Source organism: Isoptericola sp. b515 (assembly GCF_030588125.1).
Taxonomy (GTDB): Bacteria; Actinomycetota; Actinomycetes; order Actinomycetales; family Cellulomonadaceae; genus Isoptericola; species Isoptericola sediminis.
In genome coordinates this window covers 536,212-552,144 of the sequence record NZ_JAUQYR010000002.1, presented here as the reverse complement: position 1 = coordinate 552,144, position 15,933 = coordinate 536,212, and the positions used below count along the sequence as shown (strand labels likewise).

General features: G+C 73.0%; 16 protein-coding genes. 2 read left to right on the top strand and 14 right to left on the bottom strand.

The features are described from left to right. Positions 1-24 precede the first annotated feature (24 nt). Genes Q6350_RS08295 through rimP form a run of 3 tightly spaced genes read right to left on the bottom strand, consistent with a single transcriptional unit; the run spans position 25 to position 1,954 of the window. Positions 25-372 (bottom strand): YlxR family protein, encoded by a 348-nt coding sequence (locus Q6350_RS08295; protein ID WP_305065928.1) that lies wholly within the window; start codon positions 370-372, stop codon positions 25-27. A gap of 14 nt (positions 373-386) precedes the next feature. Then, positions 387-1,427 (bottom strand): transcription termination factor NusA, encoded by a 1,041-nt coding sequence (nusA, locus tag Q6350_RS08290; RefSeq protein WP_304607354.1) that lies wholly within the window; start codon positions 1,425-1,427, stop codon positions 387-389. A 2-nt stretch (positions 1,428-1,429) separates the two neighbouring features. Then, positions 1,430-1,954 carry a ribosome maturation factor RimP gene (gene rimP, locus Q6350_RS08285; protein WP_171246283.1) on the bottom strand — a complete coding sequence of 175 codons (525 nt, stop codon included), beginning with the start codon at positions 1,952-1,954 and terminating at the stop codon, positions 1,430-1,432. Positions 1,955-2,111: 157 nt separating this feature from the next. Between rimP and Q6350_RS08280 the strand changes: the two genes are divergently transcribed. Continuing rightward, positions 2,112-3,353: a DUF4439 domain-containing protein gene (locus Q6350_RS08280; RefSeq protein ID WP_304603664.1), complete on the top strand. Its 1,242-nt coding sequence runs from the start codon at positions 2,112-2,114 to the stop codon at positions 3,351-3,353. Between the two features lie 3 nt (positions 3,354-3,356). Here the strand turns inward: Q6350_RS08280 and Q6350_RS08275 are convergent, their stop codons facing one another. Beyond that, on the bottom strand, positions 3,357-5,183 hold the full coding sequence (locus Q6350_RS08275) for a proline--tRNA ligase (RefSeq protein ID WP_305065927.1): 1,827 nt from the start codon (positions 5,181-5,183) through the stop codon (positions 3,357-3,359). Positions 5,184-5,232: 49 nt separating this feature from the next. On the opposite strand from Q6350_RS08275, the gene Q6350_RS08270 reads away from it, so the two are divergent. Beyond that, positions 5,233-6,111: an Fpg/Nei family DNA glycosylase gene (locus tag Q6350_RS08270; RefSeq protein WP_304607352.1), complete on the top strand. Its 879-nt coding sequence runs from the start codon at positions 5,233-5,235 to the stop codon at positions 6,109-6,111. Positions 6,112-6,118: 7 nt separating this feature from the next. Here the strand turns inward: Q6350_RS08270 and Q6350_RS08265 are convergent, their stop codons facing one another. The 10 genes from Q6350_RS08265 to tsf form a co-directional block, all read right to left on the bottom strand. Then, positions 6,119-7,042, bottom strand: coding sequence for a DUF4081 domain-containing GNAT family N-acetyltransferase (locus Q6350_RS08265; protein ID WP_304603661.1), 924 nt, complete (start codon positions 7,040-7,042; stop codon positions 6,119-6,121). Between the two features lie 35 nt (positions 7,043-7,077). Beyond that, positions 7,078-8,238: a flavodoxin-dependent (E)-4-hydroxy-3-methylbut-2-enyl-diphosphate synthase gene (gene ispG, locus Q6350_RS08260; protein ID WP_304603660.1), complete on the bottom strand. Its 1,161-nt coding sequence runs from the start codon at positions 8,236-8,238 to the stop codon at positions 7,078-7,080. A 90-nt stretch (positions 8,239-8,328) separates the two neighbouring features. Next, the gene (locus Q6350_RS08255; RefSeq protein ID WP_304607350.1) at positions 8,329-9,594 is read right to left on the bottom strand and encodes an RIP metalloprotease; all 1,266 of its coding nucleotides are present in this window, start codon (positions 9,592-9,594) and stop codon (positions 8,329-8,331) included. 62 nt (positions 9,595-9,656) lie between these two features. Beyond that, positions 9,657-10,841 carry a 1-deoxy-D-xylulose-5-phosphate reductoisomerase gene (gene dxr, locus Q6350_RS08250; protein WP_305065926.1) on the bottom strand — a complete coding sequence of 395 codons (1,185 nt, stop codon included), beginning with the start codon at positions 10,839-10,841 and terminating at the stop codon, positions 9,657-9,659. A 17-nt stretch (positions 10,842-10,858) separates the two neighbouring features. After that, positions 10,859-11,410, bottom strand: a complete 552-nt coding sequence (locus Q6350_RS08245; protein WP_171246290.1) for a DivIVA domain-containing protein — start codon at positions 11,408-11,410, stop codon at positions 10,859-10,861. After that, positions 11,407-12,504, bottom strand: a complete 1,098-nt coding sequence (gene rlmN, locus Q6350_RS08240; protein ID WP_369810845.1) for a 23S rRNA (adenine(2503)-C(2))-methyltransferase RlmN — start codon at positions 12,502-12,504, stop codon at positions 11,407-11,409. Before rlmN ends, Q6350_RS08245 begins: the two co-directional genes overlap by 4 nt. Before the next feature lie 111 nt (positions 12,505-12,615). Then, positions 12,616-13,449, bottom strand: a complete 834-nt coding sequence (locus Q6350_RS08235; protein WP_304603657.1) for a phosphatidate cytidylyltransferase — start codon at positions 13,447-13,449, stop codon at positions 12,616-12,618. Then, positions 13,449-14,006 carry a ribosome recycling factor gene (gene frr, locus Q6350_RS08230; protein WP_304607347.1) on the bottom strand — a complete coding sequence of 186 codons (558 nt, stop codon included), beginning with the start codon at positions 14,004-14,006 and terminating at the stop codon, positions 13,449-13,451. The genes Q6350_RS08235 and frr overlap by 1 nt, the downstream gene beginning before the upstream one ends. 44 nt (positions 14,007-14,050) lie before the next feature. After that, on the bottom strand, positions 14,051-14,815 hold the full coding sequence (gene pyrH, locus Q6350_RS08225; RefSeq protein ID WP_246246398.1) for a UMP kinase: 765 nt from the start codon (positions 14,813-14,815) through the stop codon (positions 14,051-14,053). A gap of 158 nt (positions 14,816-14,973) precedes the next feature. Further along, positions 14,974-15,813 carry a translation elongation factor Ts gene (gene tsf / locus Q6350_RS08220; RefSeq protein WP_171246293.1) on the bottom strand — a complete coding sequence of 280 codons (840 nt, stop codon included), beginning with the start codon at positions 15,811-15,813 and terminating at the stop codon, positions 14,974-14,976. Positions 15,814-15,933 lie beyond the last annotated feature (120 nt).

The window sequence follows — 15,933 nt, the reverse complement described above, 5'->3', positions numbered from 1 at the left end:
CACCGACGGTGCCGCCCAGGTTCTTCAACGGTCCTGGTGCTCCAGATATGCCCGGACCGGCTCCAGGTCCACCGGGCCACCCGCACGCAGTGCGCGCGGGACGGCCCGTCGCCGGACGGCACGGTCCAAGCAGGCGAGGTCCTCATGCATCCAGGCTCCACGCCCCGGCAGGCACGCCCGGACGTCGACCGCGACGCGCGGGGCGTCGTCCGACGTCACGAGGACCAGCCGCAAGAGCTGCGACCGCAGGTCGCGCTGCCGGCATCCGACACACGTCCGCACCGGTCCCACCGGTCGTGGCGGGGTGGTGGCGGGGCGTGCCGGAACAGGGTCGCGCGACCCGATCCCCTCCAGTCTAACGCGACTGCTCATGGGCCTCGACCAGCTCAGGCTTCCTCGACCGCGTCCCCGTCGGCCACCGCCCCCGGCGTGCCCTCGTCGGAACGGATGTCGATCCGCCACCCCGTGAGCTTGGCCGCGAGCCGGGCATTCTGCCCTTCCTTGCCGATCGCGAGCGAGAGCTGGTAGTCCGGCACGACGGCGCGGGCGGCCTTCGCCTCCGCGTCGACGACCGTGACAGAGCTCACACGGGCCGGGGACAGGGCGCTCGCCACGAAGCGGGCCGGGTCGTCGCTGTGGTCGACGATGTCGATCTTCTCCCCGTGCAGCTCCGCCATGACGGCGCGCACGCGCGAACCCATCGGGCCGATGCAGGCGCCCTTGGCGTTGAGCCCGGGCACCGTGGACCGCACGGCGACCTTGGAGCGGTGCCCGGCCTCCCGGGCGACGGCGGTGATCTCGACCGACCCGTCGGCGATCTCCGGGACCTCGAGCTCGAACAGCTTGCGGACGAGACCCGGGTGGGTGCGGCTGAGCGTGACCTTGGCGCCCTTCATGCCACGGGCGACCTCCACGACGTAGGCGCGCAGGCGCTCGCCGTGGACGTACTTCTCGCCCGGCACCTGCTCGTGCGGCGGCAGGACGGCCTCGATCTCGCCGACGTCCACGAGCACCGTCCGCGGGTCGTGACCCTGCTGGATCACGCCGGCGAGGATCTCGCCCTCCTTGCCGCGGAACGTGCCCAGCACCTGGTCGTCCTCGGCGTCGCGCAGACGCTGCACGATCACCTGGCGGGCGGTGGCGGTGGCGATCCGGCCGAAGTTCTCGGGCGTGTGGTCGAACTCCGGGCCCAGCTCGATCGTGCCCCGGCCCTCCGGGTCCTCCGGGTCGGGCGTCCGGATCTGCTCGCGGGCCCACACCGTGACGTGCCCCGACTTGCGGTCGAGCTCGACCCGCGCGTGGTGGTAGGCGTCCGGGGTGCGGTGGTAGGCGGACAGCAGCGCCTGCTCGATGGCCTCGACCAGCAGGTCCAGGCTGATCTCCCGCTCGCGCTCCAGCATCCGCAGCGCGCTCATGTCGATGTCCATCGTCAGCTCTCCTCGCCCTGGCGGGACGTCCCCGCCTCGTCGTCCTCGCGCCGGTCCAGCTCCGCCTCGACGCGTCCCCGGCGCACCCGTCCGTACGCGACCCGCTGCTCGCCGTCGAGGACCAGCACCGCGTCGTCGCCGTCACCGTCCACGCCGGTCAGACGGCCCTCCGCGACCTGCCCGTCGTCCAGGGTCAGCCGCACCCGGCGGGTGCGCGCCCGACGGTAGTGGCGCAGCTCCGTCAGCGGGCGGGACACACCCGGGGTGGACACCTCCAGGGTGTACTGGCCGCGGACCACGTCGGCGTCGTCCAGCGCGGCGGAGACCGCCCGGGACGTGTCGGCGAGCGTGTCGGAGTCGAGGCTGCCCACGAGGTGCTCCGGGAGGTCGATCGTCAGCCGGACCACCGACCGGCTGCCGGCCCGGGTCACCCGGACGTCCTCGAGGAACAGACCGGCGTCGTCGACCACCGGGCCGACCACCGCTCGGACACGTCCGTCCGAGGTCCGGTCCTCTCCTGCTGCCATCGTTGCCTCCCGTGGGTGCTCCCGCGCCGGGACGTCCCGCGGCGGTGTGTCGTTGTGCGTCGACCAGCGTAACGAACCCCCCGCCCACCGTGCGCCCGACGACCCGCGTGGACAGGTGGAGGAACGTCACACCGGGACGTGGCAAGATCGGGGCACGATGGAACCGCAGCCCCCGCCCGCCCCGACCCGCCGCCGGATGCGGGTCGTGGTCGGCAGCGTCCTCGTGGCGCTGCTGCTCACCGGCTGCGGGCTGCGGCTGGAGACGCCCCCGCCTGCCGAGCCGGGGCCGGACACGATCGAGATCGTGCGCCGTACCGCCGTCACCGACGCGCTGTTCGTCGCCGAGCAGGCCGACGCCGTGATCGACGAGCTGGGCGACCGCCGTCGCCGGCTCGTCGCCGAGCTCGAACGTGTCGCGGCCGACTCCCGGGAGCAGGCCGACCAGCTGGGCGGCGTGTACGACTCCGGGCTGCAGGAGCCGGCGGACCCGCCGAGCGGGTCCCCGCAGAGCTCGCCGGCCGACGCCGTCGGCCCGGACGACGTCGTCGCGGCCCTGGCCGACGCCTCCGGGCGCAACCGGACCGCCGCCGGGACCACGGCCGACGGTCCCCTCGCACGGCTGCTGGCCTCCGTCGGCGCGGCCCAGGCCGTCTCGGCGACCCGCGTCGGCGAGTACACCGACAGCGCGCCCCCGCCGGTGGTGCCGCAGCTGCCCGGACCCGCCGAGGTGGACGCCGCGGTGGCCGACGATCCGGCGCCGGCCGAGGACGCCCGGGACGACGCCGGGGCGGACGGTTCCGCCGAGCCCACCGTGACGGCCCCGCCGGACGGCCCCGAGGACGGAGCGGAGGCCGACGAGACACCGGCCGAGGGGGACCCGGCCCGTACCGGCGTCTCCAGCACCTCGCCGGACTCCGGGGAGCCGGCGGTGGTGCCCGAGGGGCTCACCGCGGCGGACCTGCGGACACTCGTGGCCTCCGAGCACTCGGCGGGCTACGCCGTCCGGCTGCGTGCCGCGATCCGTCCCGAGGACGAACGTTCCCGGTACGTCGAGCGCGCCGACGTGCACACCGATCGGGCCGCTGCCTGGGCGCTCGTGGCCGGGACGGACGGGACCGCGCAGGACCCGCGCCAGGCGGCGTACGCCGTCCCCCGCCGACCGGGCGACCGCGCGCTGGTGCGCTCGGTGGAGAACGACCTGGCCACGACCTACGCGACGCTCGTCGGCACGACCGCGCCGGACACCCGCACCGTCCTGGTCGACCTGCTCGTCGAGTCCGCGCTCACGCTCGACGCCTGGGGCGCCGAGCCCGTGCCGTTCCCGGGGCTGCCGGAGCAGCGCCCCGAGGAGGCGACGGACGGGGACGGCCCGCAGGAGCCGACCGACCAGGACGGGTGAAGTTCAGGCGAGCAGCTCCTCGACCTGGCGTGTGACCTCGGCGACCGCGTCGTCCACCGCGACCTGCCGGGCGTCCCCGACGCGCGGCCGCACCTCGACCACACCGTCGGCCAGGCCCCGGCCCACCACGACGACGAGCGGGACGCCGAAGAGCTCGGCGTCGGCGAACTTCACGCCGGGCGAGACCTTGGGCCGGTCGTCGTAGATGACCTCGACACCCTCGGCGACCAGTCGCGACGCCAGCTCGTCAGCGGCCTCGAACACCTCGGAGTTCTTGCCGGTGGCGACGACGTGGACGTGTGCCGGGGCGACCTTCGCCGGCCACGCGAGACCCCGGTCGTCGTGGTTCGCCTCGGCCAGCGCGGCCAGCACGCGGGTCACGCCGATGCCGTAGGAGCCCATGGTCACCACGGCCTGCTTGCCGTTCGGGTCGAGCACCTTCAGGTCGAGGGACTCGGCGTACTTGCGGCCGAGCTGGAAGATGTGGCCGATCTCGATGCCGCGGGCGAGCTCGAGGGGCCCCGACCCGTCGGGCGCCGGGTCGCCGGCGCGGACCTCGGCGGCCTCCACGGTGCCGTCGCCGCTGAAGTCGCGGCCCGCCACGAGGTCGAACACGTGGCGCCCGGCCTCGTCGGCACCGGTGATCCACCGGGTCCCGCTGACGACGCGCGGGTCGAGCAGGTAGCGGACCGCGGACCGCACCTCGCCGGACTCGACGTCGGTGACCTGCTTGCCCTGAGGGCCCAGGACGCCCGGGCCGATGTAGCCCTTGACGAGCTCGGGGTGCGCGGCGAAGTCGGCCTCTGAGGCCGGCTCGACCTCCGCCGGCGCCATCGCCGCCTCCAGCCGCTTCACGTCCACCTCGCGGTCCCCCGGCACGCCGACCACGACGAGCTCCCGGCGTCCGCCGGGATGGGTCGCAGCGAGCACCACGTTCTTCAGGGTGTCCGCCGCGGTCCAGGCGCGGTCCGGCCGCGGGTGGTGGGCGTTGGCGAAGTCGACCAGCGTCTCGATCGTCGGGGTGTCCGGGGTGTCCTCGACGTGGGCCGCCGGGGCGTCGTCGAAGGGCACCGGGTCGGGCACCGGCGTCGAGACCGCCTCCACGTTGGCCGCGTAGCCGCCGCCGGAGCGCACGAAGGTGTCCTCCCCGATCGGGGACGGCGAGAGGAACTCCTCGGACCGGGACCCGCCCATCGCCCCGGAGGTCGCCGCGACGATCACGTAGTCGAGCCCGAGCCGGTCGAAGATCCGCCGGTAGGCGCCCCGCTGCTTCTCGTAGGCCGTCGCCAGACCCTCGTCGTCGAGGTCGAAGGAGTAGGCGTCCTTCATGATGAACTCGCGGCCCCGGATGAGACCGGCGCGGGGACGCGCCTCGTCACGGTACTTCGTCTGGATCTGGTAGAGGGCCAGCGGCAGGTCCTTGTACGAGGAGTACAGGTCCTTGACCAGGAGCGTGAACATCTCCTCGTGGGTGGGCGCCAGGAGGTAGTCCGCGTCCTTGCGGTCCTTGAGCCGGAACAGGTTGGGCCCGTACTCGTTCCACCGGCCCGTCGCCTCGTACGGCTCGCGCGGCAGCAGCGCCGGGAAGTGGACCTCCTGCGCACCGATCGCGTCCATCTCCTCGCGCACGACGGCCTCGATCTTCGCGAGCACGCGCAGCCCGAGCGGCAGCCACGAGTACACGCCCGGGGCGGCACGCCGGATGTACCCGGCACGGACCAGCAACCGGTGGCTGGCGACCTCGGCGTCGGCGGGATCCTCGCGCAGGGTACGCACGAACAGGGAGGACAGGCGCAGCAGGTCACCGCTGCGGTGGGACGCGATCGACATGGGGCACAGCCTAACGGCGCGCACCGGCCGGATCGGCGACACTGGGACCATGCCGGAGCTGCCGGAGGTGGAGGCGCTGGCCCGCTTCCTGGACGGACGGACGCGGGGCCGCACGATCGAGGCCGCCGACGTCGGGGCCGTCGCCGCGCTCAAGACCTACGACCCGCCGCTGTCGGCCCTGGTCGGCCGGTCGGTGCACGGCTGGTCACGGCGGGGCAAGTGGCTCGTGCTCGCCACCGACGGCCCGTCGCTGGCGGTGCACCTGGCCCGCGGCGGCTGGGTCCGCTGGCGGGAGCAGGCACCGACCACGCCGGTCCGGCCCCGGCTGGGCGGCGGGTCGCGCGGGGCGTCGCTCACGCTCCGCCTCCGGTTCGACGACGGCGCCGGCGCCGACGTGGCCGAGGCCGGTACCCGTCGACGCGTCGCCGTGCACGTCGTCGAGGACGCGGAGGCGGTGGAGGCGATCCGCACGCTCGGTGTCGAGCCGCTGTCCGAGGACTTCACGGCGGACGTGCTGGGCGAGCTGCTGCGGGCACGCAACCAGCAGGTGAAGGGGCTGCTGCGCGATCAGCGCGCGATCGCCGGGATCGGCAACGCCTACTCCGACGAGATCCTGCACACCGCCCAGGTGTCCCCCTTCGCGCTGACGCGGTCGTTCGACGACGACGCCGTCGACGCCCTGCACCGGGCCGTCGTGGACACGCTCACGGCCGCGGTGGCCGCCGCGGAGGGTCGTCCGGCGGCCGAGCTGAAGGACGCCAAGCGCCGCGGCATGCAGGTGCACGGACGGACCGGGCAGACGTGCCCGGTGTGCGGCGACGTGGTGCGCGAGGTCTCGTTCGCCGACCGCTCGCTGCAGTACTGCGCGACCTGCCAGACCGGGGGGCACGTGCTCGCCGACCGGCGCATGTCGCGGCTGCTGCGGTAGCGCGGCCTCAGAACAGGACGGTGGCGAACGTCCCGACCTGGGTGAACCCCACCCGACGGTACGTGGCGAGCGCCGGGGCGTTGAACCCGTTGACGTACAGCGACACCACCGGTGCGACGTGCTGCCGCGTCAGGGCGACGACGGCGGCCATGCCGGACGCGGCGAGTCCCTGCCCGCGCAGCTCCGGGTCGACCCACACGCCCTGGACCTGCGCCACGCCACCCGCCACCGCGCCCAGCTCGGCCTTGAACACCACCCGCGGCGCCCCGGTGTCGTCCGGGTCGATCCGGACGTAGGAGCGTCGTTCGGCGATGAGCGCGCGCACCCGGGCCGCGTAGGCGCTGCCGCCCCCCGCCACCGGGGAGTACCCGACCTCCTCGGTGAACATCCGCACGCAGGCGGGCAGCACCAGGTCGAGCTCGGAGAGGTCGGAGACCCGGACCCGGGGGTCGGGGTCGATCTGCGGGTCGTGGTCGAGCACCAGCGACGGCTGGTCGGTACGCACCTCGCGCGGGGGCGGCCACACCGGGGAGAGCAGCTCCCAGAGCCGCAGGGTGGTCCGCCGCTCCCCCACGATCGAGCTGGAGCGCCGACCCTGCTCCCGTGCGACGGCGGCGAACGCGGCCACGGCGTCGTCGGCGTCGGAGCGGTCCAGCGCCGACGGCACGACGGGCACGAGGTTCGCCCCGGCCCAGCACACGGCGCGCAGGTCACCTGCCGCCGGGTAGCCCCAGACCTGGCCGCCGGCCGCTGCCAGCCCCACGTGCAGGGCGATGTCGAGCCGGGCCGCGGCGAGCACGCCCGTGACAGGTTCCCGCGCGCAGACCCGTCGGGCCTCGACCAGGTCCTCCGCCCCGAGGACCCGCGCCCCGGCGCCACCCCCGTCACCGGGCGCGGGCGACCGGCTGCGCAGCGCCGGTCGCCATCCCATCGCGTGCTCCCCTCGGCCGTCGCCCTCGTGCGTGACTAGCCCACCGTGACCACGGCACCGGCCTGGTCGTCGTTCTCGGGGGCGTCCATCGTCTCGGCGATGCGGTTCGCCTCCTCGATGAGGGTCTCGACGATCTGCGCCTCGGGGACGGTCTTGATGACCTCGCCCTTGACGAAGATCTGCCCCTTGCCGTTCCCGGAGGCGACGCCGAGGTCCGCCTCGCGCGCCTCACCGGGACCGTTGACGACACAGCCCATGACCGCCACCCGCAGCGGCACCGCCATGCCCTCCAGCCCGGCGGTCACCTTGTCGGCCAGCTCGTAGACGTCCACCTGGGCACGGCCGCAGGACGGGCAGGAGACGATCTCCAGCTTGCGGGGCCGCAGGTTGAGCGACTGCAGGATCTGCGTGCCGACCTTGACCTCCTCGACCGGCGGGGCCGACAGCGACACGCGGATGGTGTCGCCGATCCCCTGGCTGAGCAGGGCGCCGAACGCCGTGGCGGACTTGATCGTGCCCTGGAAGGCGGGGCCGGCCTCGGTGACGCCGAGGTGCAGCGGCCAGTCGCCCCGCTGCGAGAGCAGCTCGTAGGCGCGCACCATGACGACCGGGTCGTTGTGCTTCACGGAGATCTTGAAGTCGTGGAAGTCGTGCTCCTCGAACAGGCTCGCCTCCCAGACCGCGGACTCGACGAGCGCCTCCGGGGTCGGCTTGCCGTACTTCTCCAGCAGCCGCTTGTCCAGGGAGCCGGCGTTGACGCCGATGCGCAGCGACGTGCCGTGGTCCTTCGCCGCCTGGGCGATCTCCTTGACCTGGTCGTCGAACTTCTTGATGTTGCCCGGGTTCACACGCACGGCGGCGCAGCCGGCCTCGATGGCGGCGAACACGTACTTGGGCTGGAAGTGGATGTCTGCGATCACGGGGATCTGCGACTTCTTCGCGATGATCGGCAGCGCCTCGGCGTCGTCCTGCGTCGGGCAGGCGACGCGCACGATGTCGCAGCCGGCGGCCGTCAGCTCCGCGATCTGCTGGAGGGTGCCGTTGATGTCGGTGGTCTTGGTCGTCGTCATCGACTGGACGCTGATCGGGGCGTCGCCACCGACGTAGACGTCACCGACCTTGATCTTGCGGGTCTTCCGCCGCGGGGCGAGCGTGGGCGCGGGGGGTGCGGGCATGCCGAGGTTCACTGCAGTCACCACGCCAGTATCGCGCGGTTTTGCCCGTGCTGTGCACCGCCGACCCGGTCACGCCCTGATGGTCACCGGATCACCACGCCGTGCTCGCGATCAGAACAGCCGGACGGGATCGACCAGATCGGCCACCATGAGCACGGCACCGACACCGATGAGGAGCACGAACACCACGTAGGCCACGGGCATCATGCGGGCGACGTCCGCCGGTCCCGGCAGCGCATGCCCCCGCACCCGGGCGACCGTGCGCCGGCCGCCCTCGTAGAGCGCGTTCGCCACGTGGCCGCCGTCCAGGGGCAGCAGCGGGATGAGGTTGAACATGAACAGCGCCACGTTCAACGAGGCGAGCAGCATGAGCATCAGCTGGACGCGGGCGAGCACGGAGTAGTCCTCGGCCCCCGCGGTGTCCACGGCCGCGCGCCCCACGCCGACCACGGACATCACCGAGTCCTGCGAGCGCGGCGCGTCGGTGAACGCCTCGTAGGCGGCGTCGTACACCCGCACCGGCAGGCTGACGATCGCCTTGGCGGTCTCCGAGGTCTGCAACCAGATCGCCTCGGGGACCGACGAGACCGGCAGCGCCTGCCGCTCCACGCTCGACGTCACGCCCAGCAGCGCGCCGTCGACCAGCACCGGCTCGCCGTCCGCGTCGAGGACGGGGTAGCCGTCGGCGTCGGTCTGCGGCCGCTCTGCCGGGGTCGGGGTGACGGTCAAGGTGACCTGCGCGCCGTCCCGCTCGACGACCATCGGCACGGGCTCCCCCGCCGCGTCGTTGATCATCCCGACGAGCTGGTTCCAGTCCTCGACGGGCTCCCCGTCGAAGGCGACGACCTCGTCCCCGGACTCGACCCCGGCGGACGCCGCGGCGGTGTCGTCGCCGACCTGCGCGACGGTCGTCGTCGCGGTGGGCATGCCGATCGCCAGGAAGACCACCGCGAGCAGCACCACGGCGATGACGAGGTTCATCACGGGCCCGCCCAGCATCACCACCAGCTTCTTGGGGGTGGAGAGCCGGTAGAACGCGCGGTGCTCCTCGCCGGGCCGGATCTCGGAGACGCTGGCGTCGCGAGCGTCGGCGATCACCTGACCGAAGAACCCTTCGCGCGGGCGGCGGCCCGCCGGCGCGGGGGGCATCATGCCGACGAGGCGCACGTAGCCGCCCAGCGGGATCGCCTTGAGGCCGTACTCGGTCTCGCCCTTGCGGCGCGACCACAGGGTCGGGCCGAACCCGACCATGTACTCGCTGACCCGGACGCCGAACTTCTTGGCGGGCACCATGTGCCCCACCTCGTGCAGGGCGATCGAGACGAGGATGCCGACCACGATGACGACGATGCCGACGACGAGAGGAAGGATGTCCACCCCAGCAGCCTAGGCGACCTTCCTGGGAGGTCGCTGTCCGGTCCGGCGGCCCCCGCCGCGCCTCAGCGGCGGGAGAGCAGCTCGTCCGCCCGGGCGCGCGCCCAGGTCTCGGTCTCCTCGACGTCCTGGAGAGTGACGTCCGCCGCTGCCGCGCCCTCGTGCTCGCCAAGAACCCGTTCGACGGTGCCCACGATGTCGAGGAACCCGATCCGCCCGTCGAGGAAGGCGGCGACGCCCTGCTCGTTGGCGGCGTTGTAGACCGCCGGGTGGGTGGCGGAGGCAGCGGCCGCCGCCCGCGCCAGCCCGACGGCCGGGAAGGTGTGCTCGTCCAGCGGCTCGAAGGTCCAGCTCGCCGCCTGCGTCCAGTCGCACGGCGGCGAGACGACGTCGAGGCGCTCGGGCCACGACAGGCCCAGCGCGATGGGCAGGCGCATGTCCGGCGGCGAGGCCTGCGCGATCGTCGAGCCGTCGCGGAACTCGACCATCGAGTGCACCACCGACTGCGGGTGCACGACGACGGTGATGTCGTCGGTGGGCACGTCGAACAGCAGGTGCGCCTCGATGAGCTCGAGGCCCTTGTTCATCAGCGACGCCGAGTTCACCGTGACCACCGGTCCCATCGCCCACGTCGGGTGGGCGAGCGCCTGGTCCGCGGTCACCGTCCGGATCTCGTCACGGGTCCGGCCGCGGAACGGCCCGCCGGAGGCCGTCAGGACGATCCGGCGGACCTCCTCGCGCGCCCCGCCACGCAACGCCTGCGCGATGGCGGAGTGCTCGGAGTCGACCGGCACGATCTGGCCGGGGGCAGCGGCCGCCTTGACGAGCGCGCCGCCGACCACCAAGGACTCCTTGTTCGCCAGCGCCAGGGTCGACCCCGCCGCCAGGGCGGCCAGGGTGGGACGCAGACCGACGGACCCGGTGATGCCGTTGAGCACGACGTCGCTGCCGCGTCCGGCCACCTCGGCGGCGGCCTGCGGACCGGCCAGCACCTCGACCTCGGCCGCGCCGGGCCCCTTGGCTCCGCGCAGCGCCTCGCGCAGCGCGTCCGCCCGGTCGGCGTCGGCCACCGCGACGGCACGCACCCCGTACCGGGCCGCCTGGGCGGCCAGGGCGTCCACGTCGGACCCTCCGGCGCTGAGCGCCTCGACGACGAAGCGTCCCGGGTGGGCGTCGATGACGTCGAGGGCCTGCGTGCCGATCGATCCGGTGGAACCGAGCAGGGTCAGGGTGCGTGCGGCGTGGGGCATGGCCCCATCATCCCAGGTCACTCGACCCCGAGGAGCACCTCGATCGCCCGCGCCAGGAACTTGTCCACGGGCCCCTCGGCGTAGGCGTCCTTGCCCTTGGCGCGGCTGAACGTGGCCGACCGCAGCTCGGCCGCCGTCAGCGGCTCCTGGCGGTCGAAGTACCCCACGAGCCGGTCGCACAGCGCGTCGACGTCGTCCATGTCGTAGCCCTGCTGGCCGCGCTCGGCCGGGGCGAACTTCTGACCGTCGGGACGACCGAGGCGGCCGTACAGCGTGCGGGCCCGCTCGGCCAGCGCGGCCATCCAGGCCTCCTGCCCGTGGCCGTTGACGAAGTCGGCCCGCTGCCGGGCGATGAAGGCGCCCTCCAGGCGGTCCAGGGCCGCGTCGACCTCATGGGTGTTGTAGCCACCGCGCACCAGGTCGAAGGTGGACGCCGCGACGTCCGCGTTCGTCATCGGCTCGGGGGTCTGCCCCTCGTACGCCTGTCGGGCGTGGTCGAAGAACTCGTCGACCTCGTCCGGGTCGTACCCCTGTCGCATCTTCGACACGGTGGAAAAGAGCGTGCTCACTCGTCGTCGTCCTCCTCGGCGGCCAGCTGCCCGCAGGCGCCGTCGATGTCGCTCCCGCGGGTGTCACGGATCGTGGTCGGGATTCCGTGCCCGCGCAATCGTGCCACGAACTCGTCCTCCACGGAACGGTCGGACGCCGTCCAGATCGAGCCGGGGGTCGGGTTGAGCGGGATCGGGTTGACGTGCACCCAGCCCCTGCCGCGGGCGTTGAGCTTCTCCGCGAGCAGGTCGGCACGCCAGCCGTGGTCGTTCATGTCCTTGATGAGCGCGTACTCGATGGACACGCGCCGGCCGGTCACCTCGTAGTAGTGCCGCGCAGCGTCGATCGCCTCGTCGACGCTCCAGCGCGTGTTGATCGGCACCAGCTCGCTGCGCAGGTCGTCGTCCGGCGCGTGCAGCGACAGGGCGAGCGTGACGGGGATGCCGAGGTCGGCGAGCTTGCGCATCGCGGGCACCAGACCGACGGTCGACACGGTGATGTTGCGCGCCGACATGCCGAACCCCTCGGGGGCGGGCGCCACCAGGGCCTTGACCGTCTCGATGACGGCGCGCGGGTTCGCCAGCGGCTCCCCCATCCCCATGAACACGAGGTTGTTCAGGCGGGCGGGGCCGCCCGGGATCTCCCCGCGGTCCAGCGCACGGAAGGCGTCCCGGACCTGCTCGAGGATCTCGGCCGTCGACAGGTTGCGGGTCAGCCCGAGCTGACCCGTGGCGCAGAACGGGCACGCCATGCCGCACCCCGCCTGCGAGGACACGCACAGCGTGGTCCGGTGCGGATAGCGCATCAGCACCGACTCGACCTTGGCGTCGTCGAACAGGTGCCACAACGTCTTGACGGTGGTGCCGCCGTCGGCCTCCATCCGCCGGGTGGGGCGGATCAGCGGCGGGAACATCGTCTCCGCCAGCTGGTCCCGGGTGGCCTTGGGCAGGTCGGTCATCTCCGACGGGTCGGAGGTGAAGTGCGTGAAGTAGTGCGCGGCGAGCTGCTTGGCGCGGAACGGCTTCTCGCCCATCTCGGCGACCGAGGCGACGCGCTCGGCGGGGGTGAGGTCCGCGAAGTGCTTCGGCGGCTTGCCGCGACGGCGGGGCGCCATCTGCAGCGGCATCGGCGCGGTCTCGTCGGAGGGGCGCACCGCGGGGATGCCGAGGTCGGCGCCGGCCCCGGTGGGGGCGTTCGGTGGTGCCATGAGTAGTTCCTTCGCAGCTCAGACCGTGGCGGCCATGACCAGGTAGACGAACGGGGCGGTGACGACCAGGGAGTCCAGGCGGTCGAGGACGCCGCCGTGGCCGGGCAGCAGCGACCCCATGTCCTTCAGGTCGAGATCACGCTTGATCAGGGACTCCGCCAGGTCGCCGGCCGTCGCGGTGACCGCGGTGAGGACGCCGAGGCCGATGCCGAGCCACCACGGGGCGTCCAGCACGAACAGCGCTCCGACGATCCCCACCGTGGTGGTCAGGACCACCGAGCCGGCCAGCCCCTCCCAGCTCTTCTTGGGACTGACCGAGGGTGCCATGGGATGGCGCCCGAAGAACACCCCGGAGGCGTAGCCGCCGACGTCGTTCGCGACGGCCAGCAGGACGAAGAGCGCCACCCGCAGCTCGCCGTCCGGCTGGTCCAGGATGAGCATCACGAAGCCCGCCATGAACGGCAGGTACGTCGCGGCGAACACGCCGGCGGCCGCGTCCCGCAGCGCTCGTGGGCCGGAGCCGTCCAGCACCCGCCAGACCACGACCGCGCCGACGGTGAGCATGAACGCCACCAGCAGCGCCTCGGGCCCGGCGGCGTACGCCGACACGGCCATGCCGGCCCCGCCCACGAGCAGCGGGGTCAGCGGGATCTGGATCGCACGCCGGGCGAAGGCGACGCGCAGCTCCCACAGGGCTGCGCTCTGGGCCACGACCGCGAACGCCACGAAGGGCTCGGGCCGGAACCAGAGCGAGGCGGCGAGCAGCAGGAGCAGCCCGAGCCCGACCGCGACGGCGGCGGGGAGGTTGCGTCCGGCTCGGGACGGCCGGCGCTGCGCGTCGACGGGGGACATCAGACCTCGAGCAGCTCGCTCTCCTTGTGGGCGAGCAGCTGGTCCACGAGGTCGACGTGCTTCTTGGTCAGCGCCTCGAGCTCCTTCTCCGCGCGGGCACCCTCGTCCTCACCGACCTCGCCGTCCTTGACCGCCTTGTCGATCTGCTCCTTGGCCTTGCGGCGCACGCCACGCACGGAGATGCGCGCGTCCTCGGCCTTGGTCTTGGCGAGCTTGACGTAGTCGCGGCGACGCTCCTCGGTCAGCGTCGGCATGACGACGCGGATCGTGTTGCCGTCGTTGGACGGGTTCACACCGAGGTCGGACTCGCGCAGCGTCTTCTCGATCGCCGACATCGAGCTCTTGTCGAACGGGGAGATGAGGACGGTCCGCCCGTCGGGGATGTTGAAGGACGCCAGCTGCTGCAGGGGCGTCGGCGCGCCGTAGTAGTCCACCTCGAGCGAGGAGAACATGCCGGCGTTCGCGCGACCGGTGCGGATCGCACCGAACTGCTCCTTGGCGAACTCGATCGCCGTGTCCATCTTCTCCTCGGCCTCGAGGAGGGTGTCGTCGATCACCCGGGTGCTCCTTGCTCGTGATGGTTAGGGGGGTCGGTGCACGCTCAGCGGGTGGTGACGGAGGTCCCGATCTTCTCGCCGAGCAGTGCACGGGTCACGTTACCGGTCTCCTCCAGGCCGAAGACACGCATGTGCACGTCGTTGTCCCGGCACATCGACAGGGCCGTGGCGTCCATCACGTTCAGTCCGCGCACGAGGGCGTCCGTGTAGGTGAGGTGCTCGAGCCGCTCGGCCGACGCGTCGGTGCGGGGGTCGGCGGTGTAGACACCGTCGACGCCGTTCTTGCCCATGAGGACCTCGTCGCAGTGCGTCTCCAGGGCGCGCTGCACCGAGACCGTGTCGGTGGAGAAGTACGGCATGCCGGCGCCGGCGCCGAAGATGACCACGCGGCCCTTCTCCAGGTGGCGCATGGCACGCAGCGGGATGTAGGGCTCGGCGACCTGGCCCATCGTGATCGCCGTCTGGACCCGCGTCTTGACGCCGTCCTGCTCGAGGAAGTCCTGCAGCGCCAGACAGTTCATCACCGTGCCCAGCATGCCCATGTAGTCCGCGCGGGCCCGGTCCAGACCGGCACGGGACAGCTCGGCGCCGCGGAAGAAGTTCCCGCCGCCGACGACGATGGCGACCTGCACGCCCTGGCGCACGGCCTCGCCGATCTCCTGGGCGACCCGGCGCACGACGTCGCTGGCCAGACCGACGGCGCCGCCGCCGAACGTCTCACCGGACAGCTTGAGCAGCACCCGCCGGGTGTCGGCGTCCTTCGGCGGGACGTGCCCGGTCACGATCTGGTCCTGGTCGAAGTGCGTCATGCCACCGTCCGTCTCGTCGTCGTCCGGGTCGCCCCGTACGGGTCCCTCTCCTGGCGCATCCTGGCATCGGATGCCGTCGTCCGCCCGGGGAGGTACCGGGAGCGGACGCACGACGGCCCGGCCGCATCCGTCGCCGGTGCGGCCGGGCCGTGGTCACATCAGTTGCCGACGCGGAAGCGCACGAAGCCGAGCAGCTGGCCGCCCGCCGCCTCGACGTGCTTGCCGACGGTCGTCTTGGTGTCCTTCGCCAGCGGCTGGTCCACCAGCACGGCCTCCTTGAAGAAGCCGTTGAGGCGACCCTCGACGATCTTCGGCAGCGCGGCCTCGGGCTTGCCCTCGGCGATCGACCGCTCGCGGGCGATCTCGCGCTCCTTCTCGACGATGTCCGCGGGGACGTCGTCGCGGGTCAGGTACTGCGGGGCCAGCGCGGCGATGTGCTGGGCCACGTCCTTGGCGACCTCCTCGCCCGCGGCGTCCGTCACGACCAGGACGCCGATCGACGGCGGCAGGTCCTTGGCGGTCTTGTGCAGGTAGGCGGTGACCTTCGGGCCCTCGACGCGCGCGACGCGGCGCAGCACGACCTTCTCGCCCATGGTGGCGCCCTGGGCGGCGATCGTGTCGGCGACCGTGCTGTCACCGGCCGGGGCGGCCAGGGCCGACTCGGCGTCGGTGGCACCGGCGGCCGCGGCGGCCTGCAGCACCGTGTCGGCCAGCGCGACGAAGTTCTCGTTCTTGACGACGAAGTCCGTCTCCGCGTTCAGCTCGACCATCGTGGCGACCTGGCCGTCGGCAGCGTCGGTGATCGTCGCCGCGACGAGACCCTCGGAGGCGGTGTTGCCCTCGCGCTTGGCCGCCTTGGCCAGGCCCTTCTTGCGGATGATCTCGATGGCCTGGTCCGTGTTGCCGTCGGCCGCGTCGAGCGCCTTCTTGACGTCGAGCATGCCGGCGCCGGTGCGCTCACGCAGGGCCTTGATGTCAGCGGCGGTGTAGTTCGCCATGGGGGATGTCCTCCGTGCTGGTGTGCGGTGGGCGGTGAGGCGGGGGGGGGGGGGGGGGGGGGCCCCCCCCCCCCCCCCGCCCCCCCGCCGAGCCGACGAGGTGGCGGCCCCCGCGGCGGG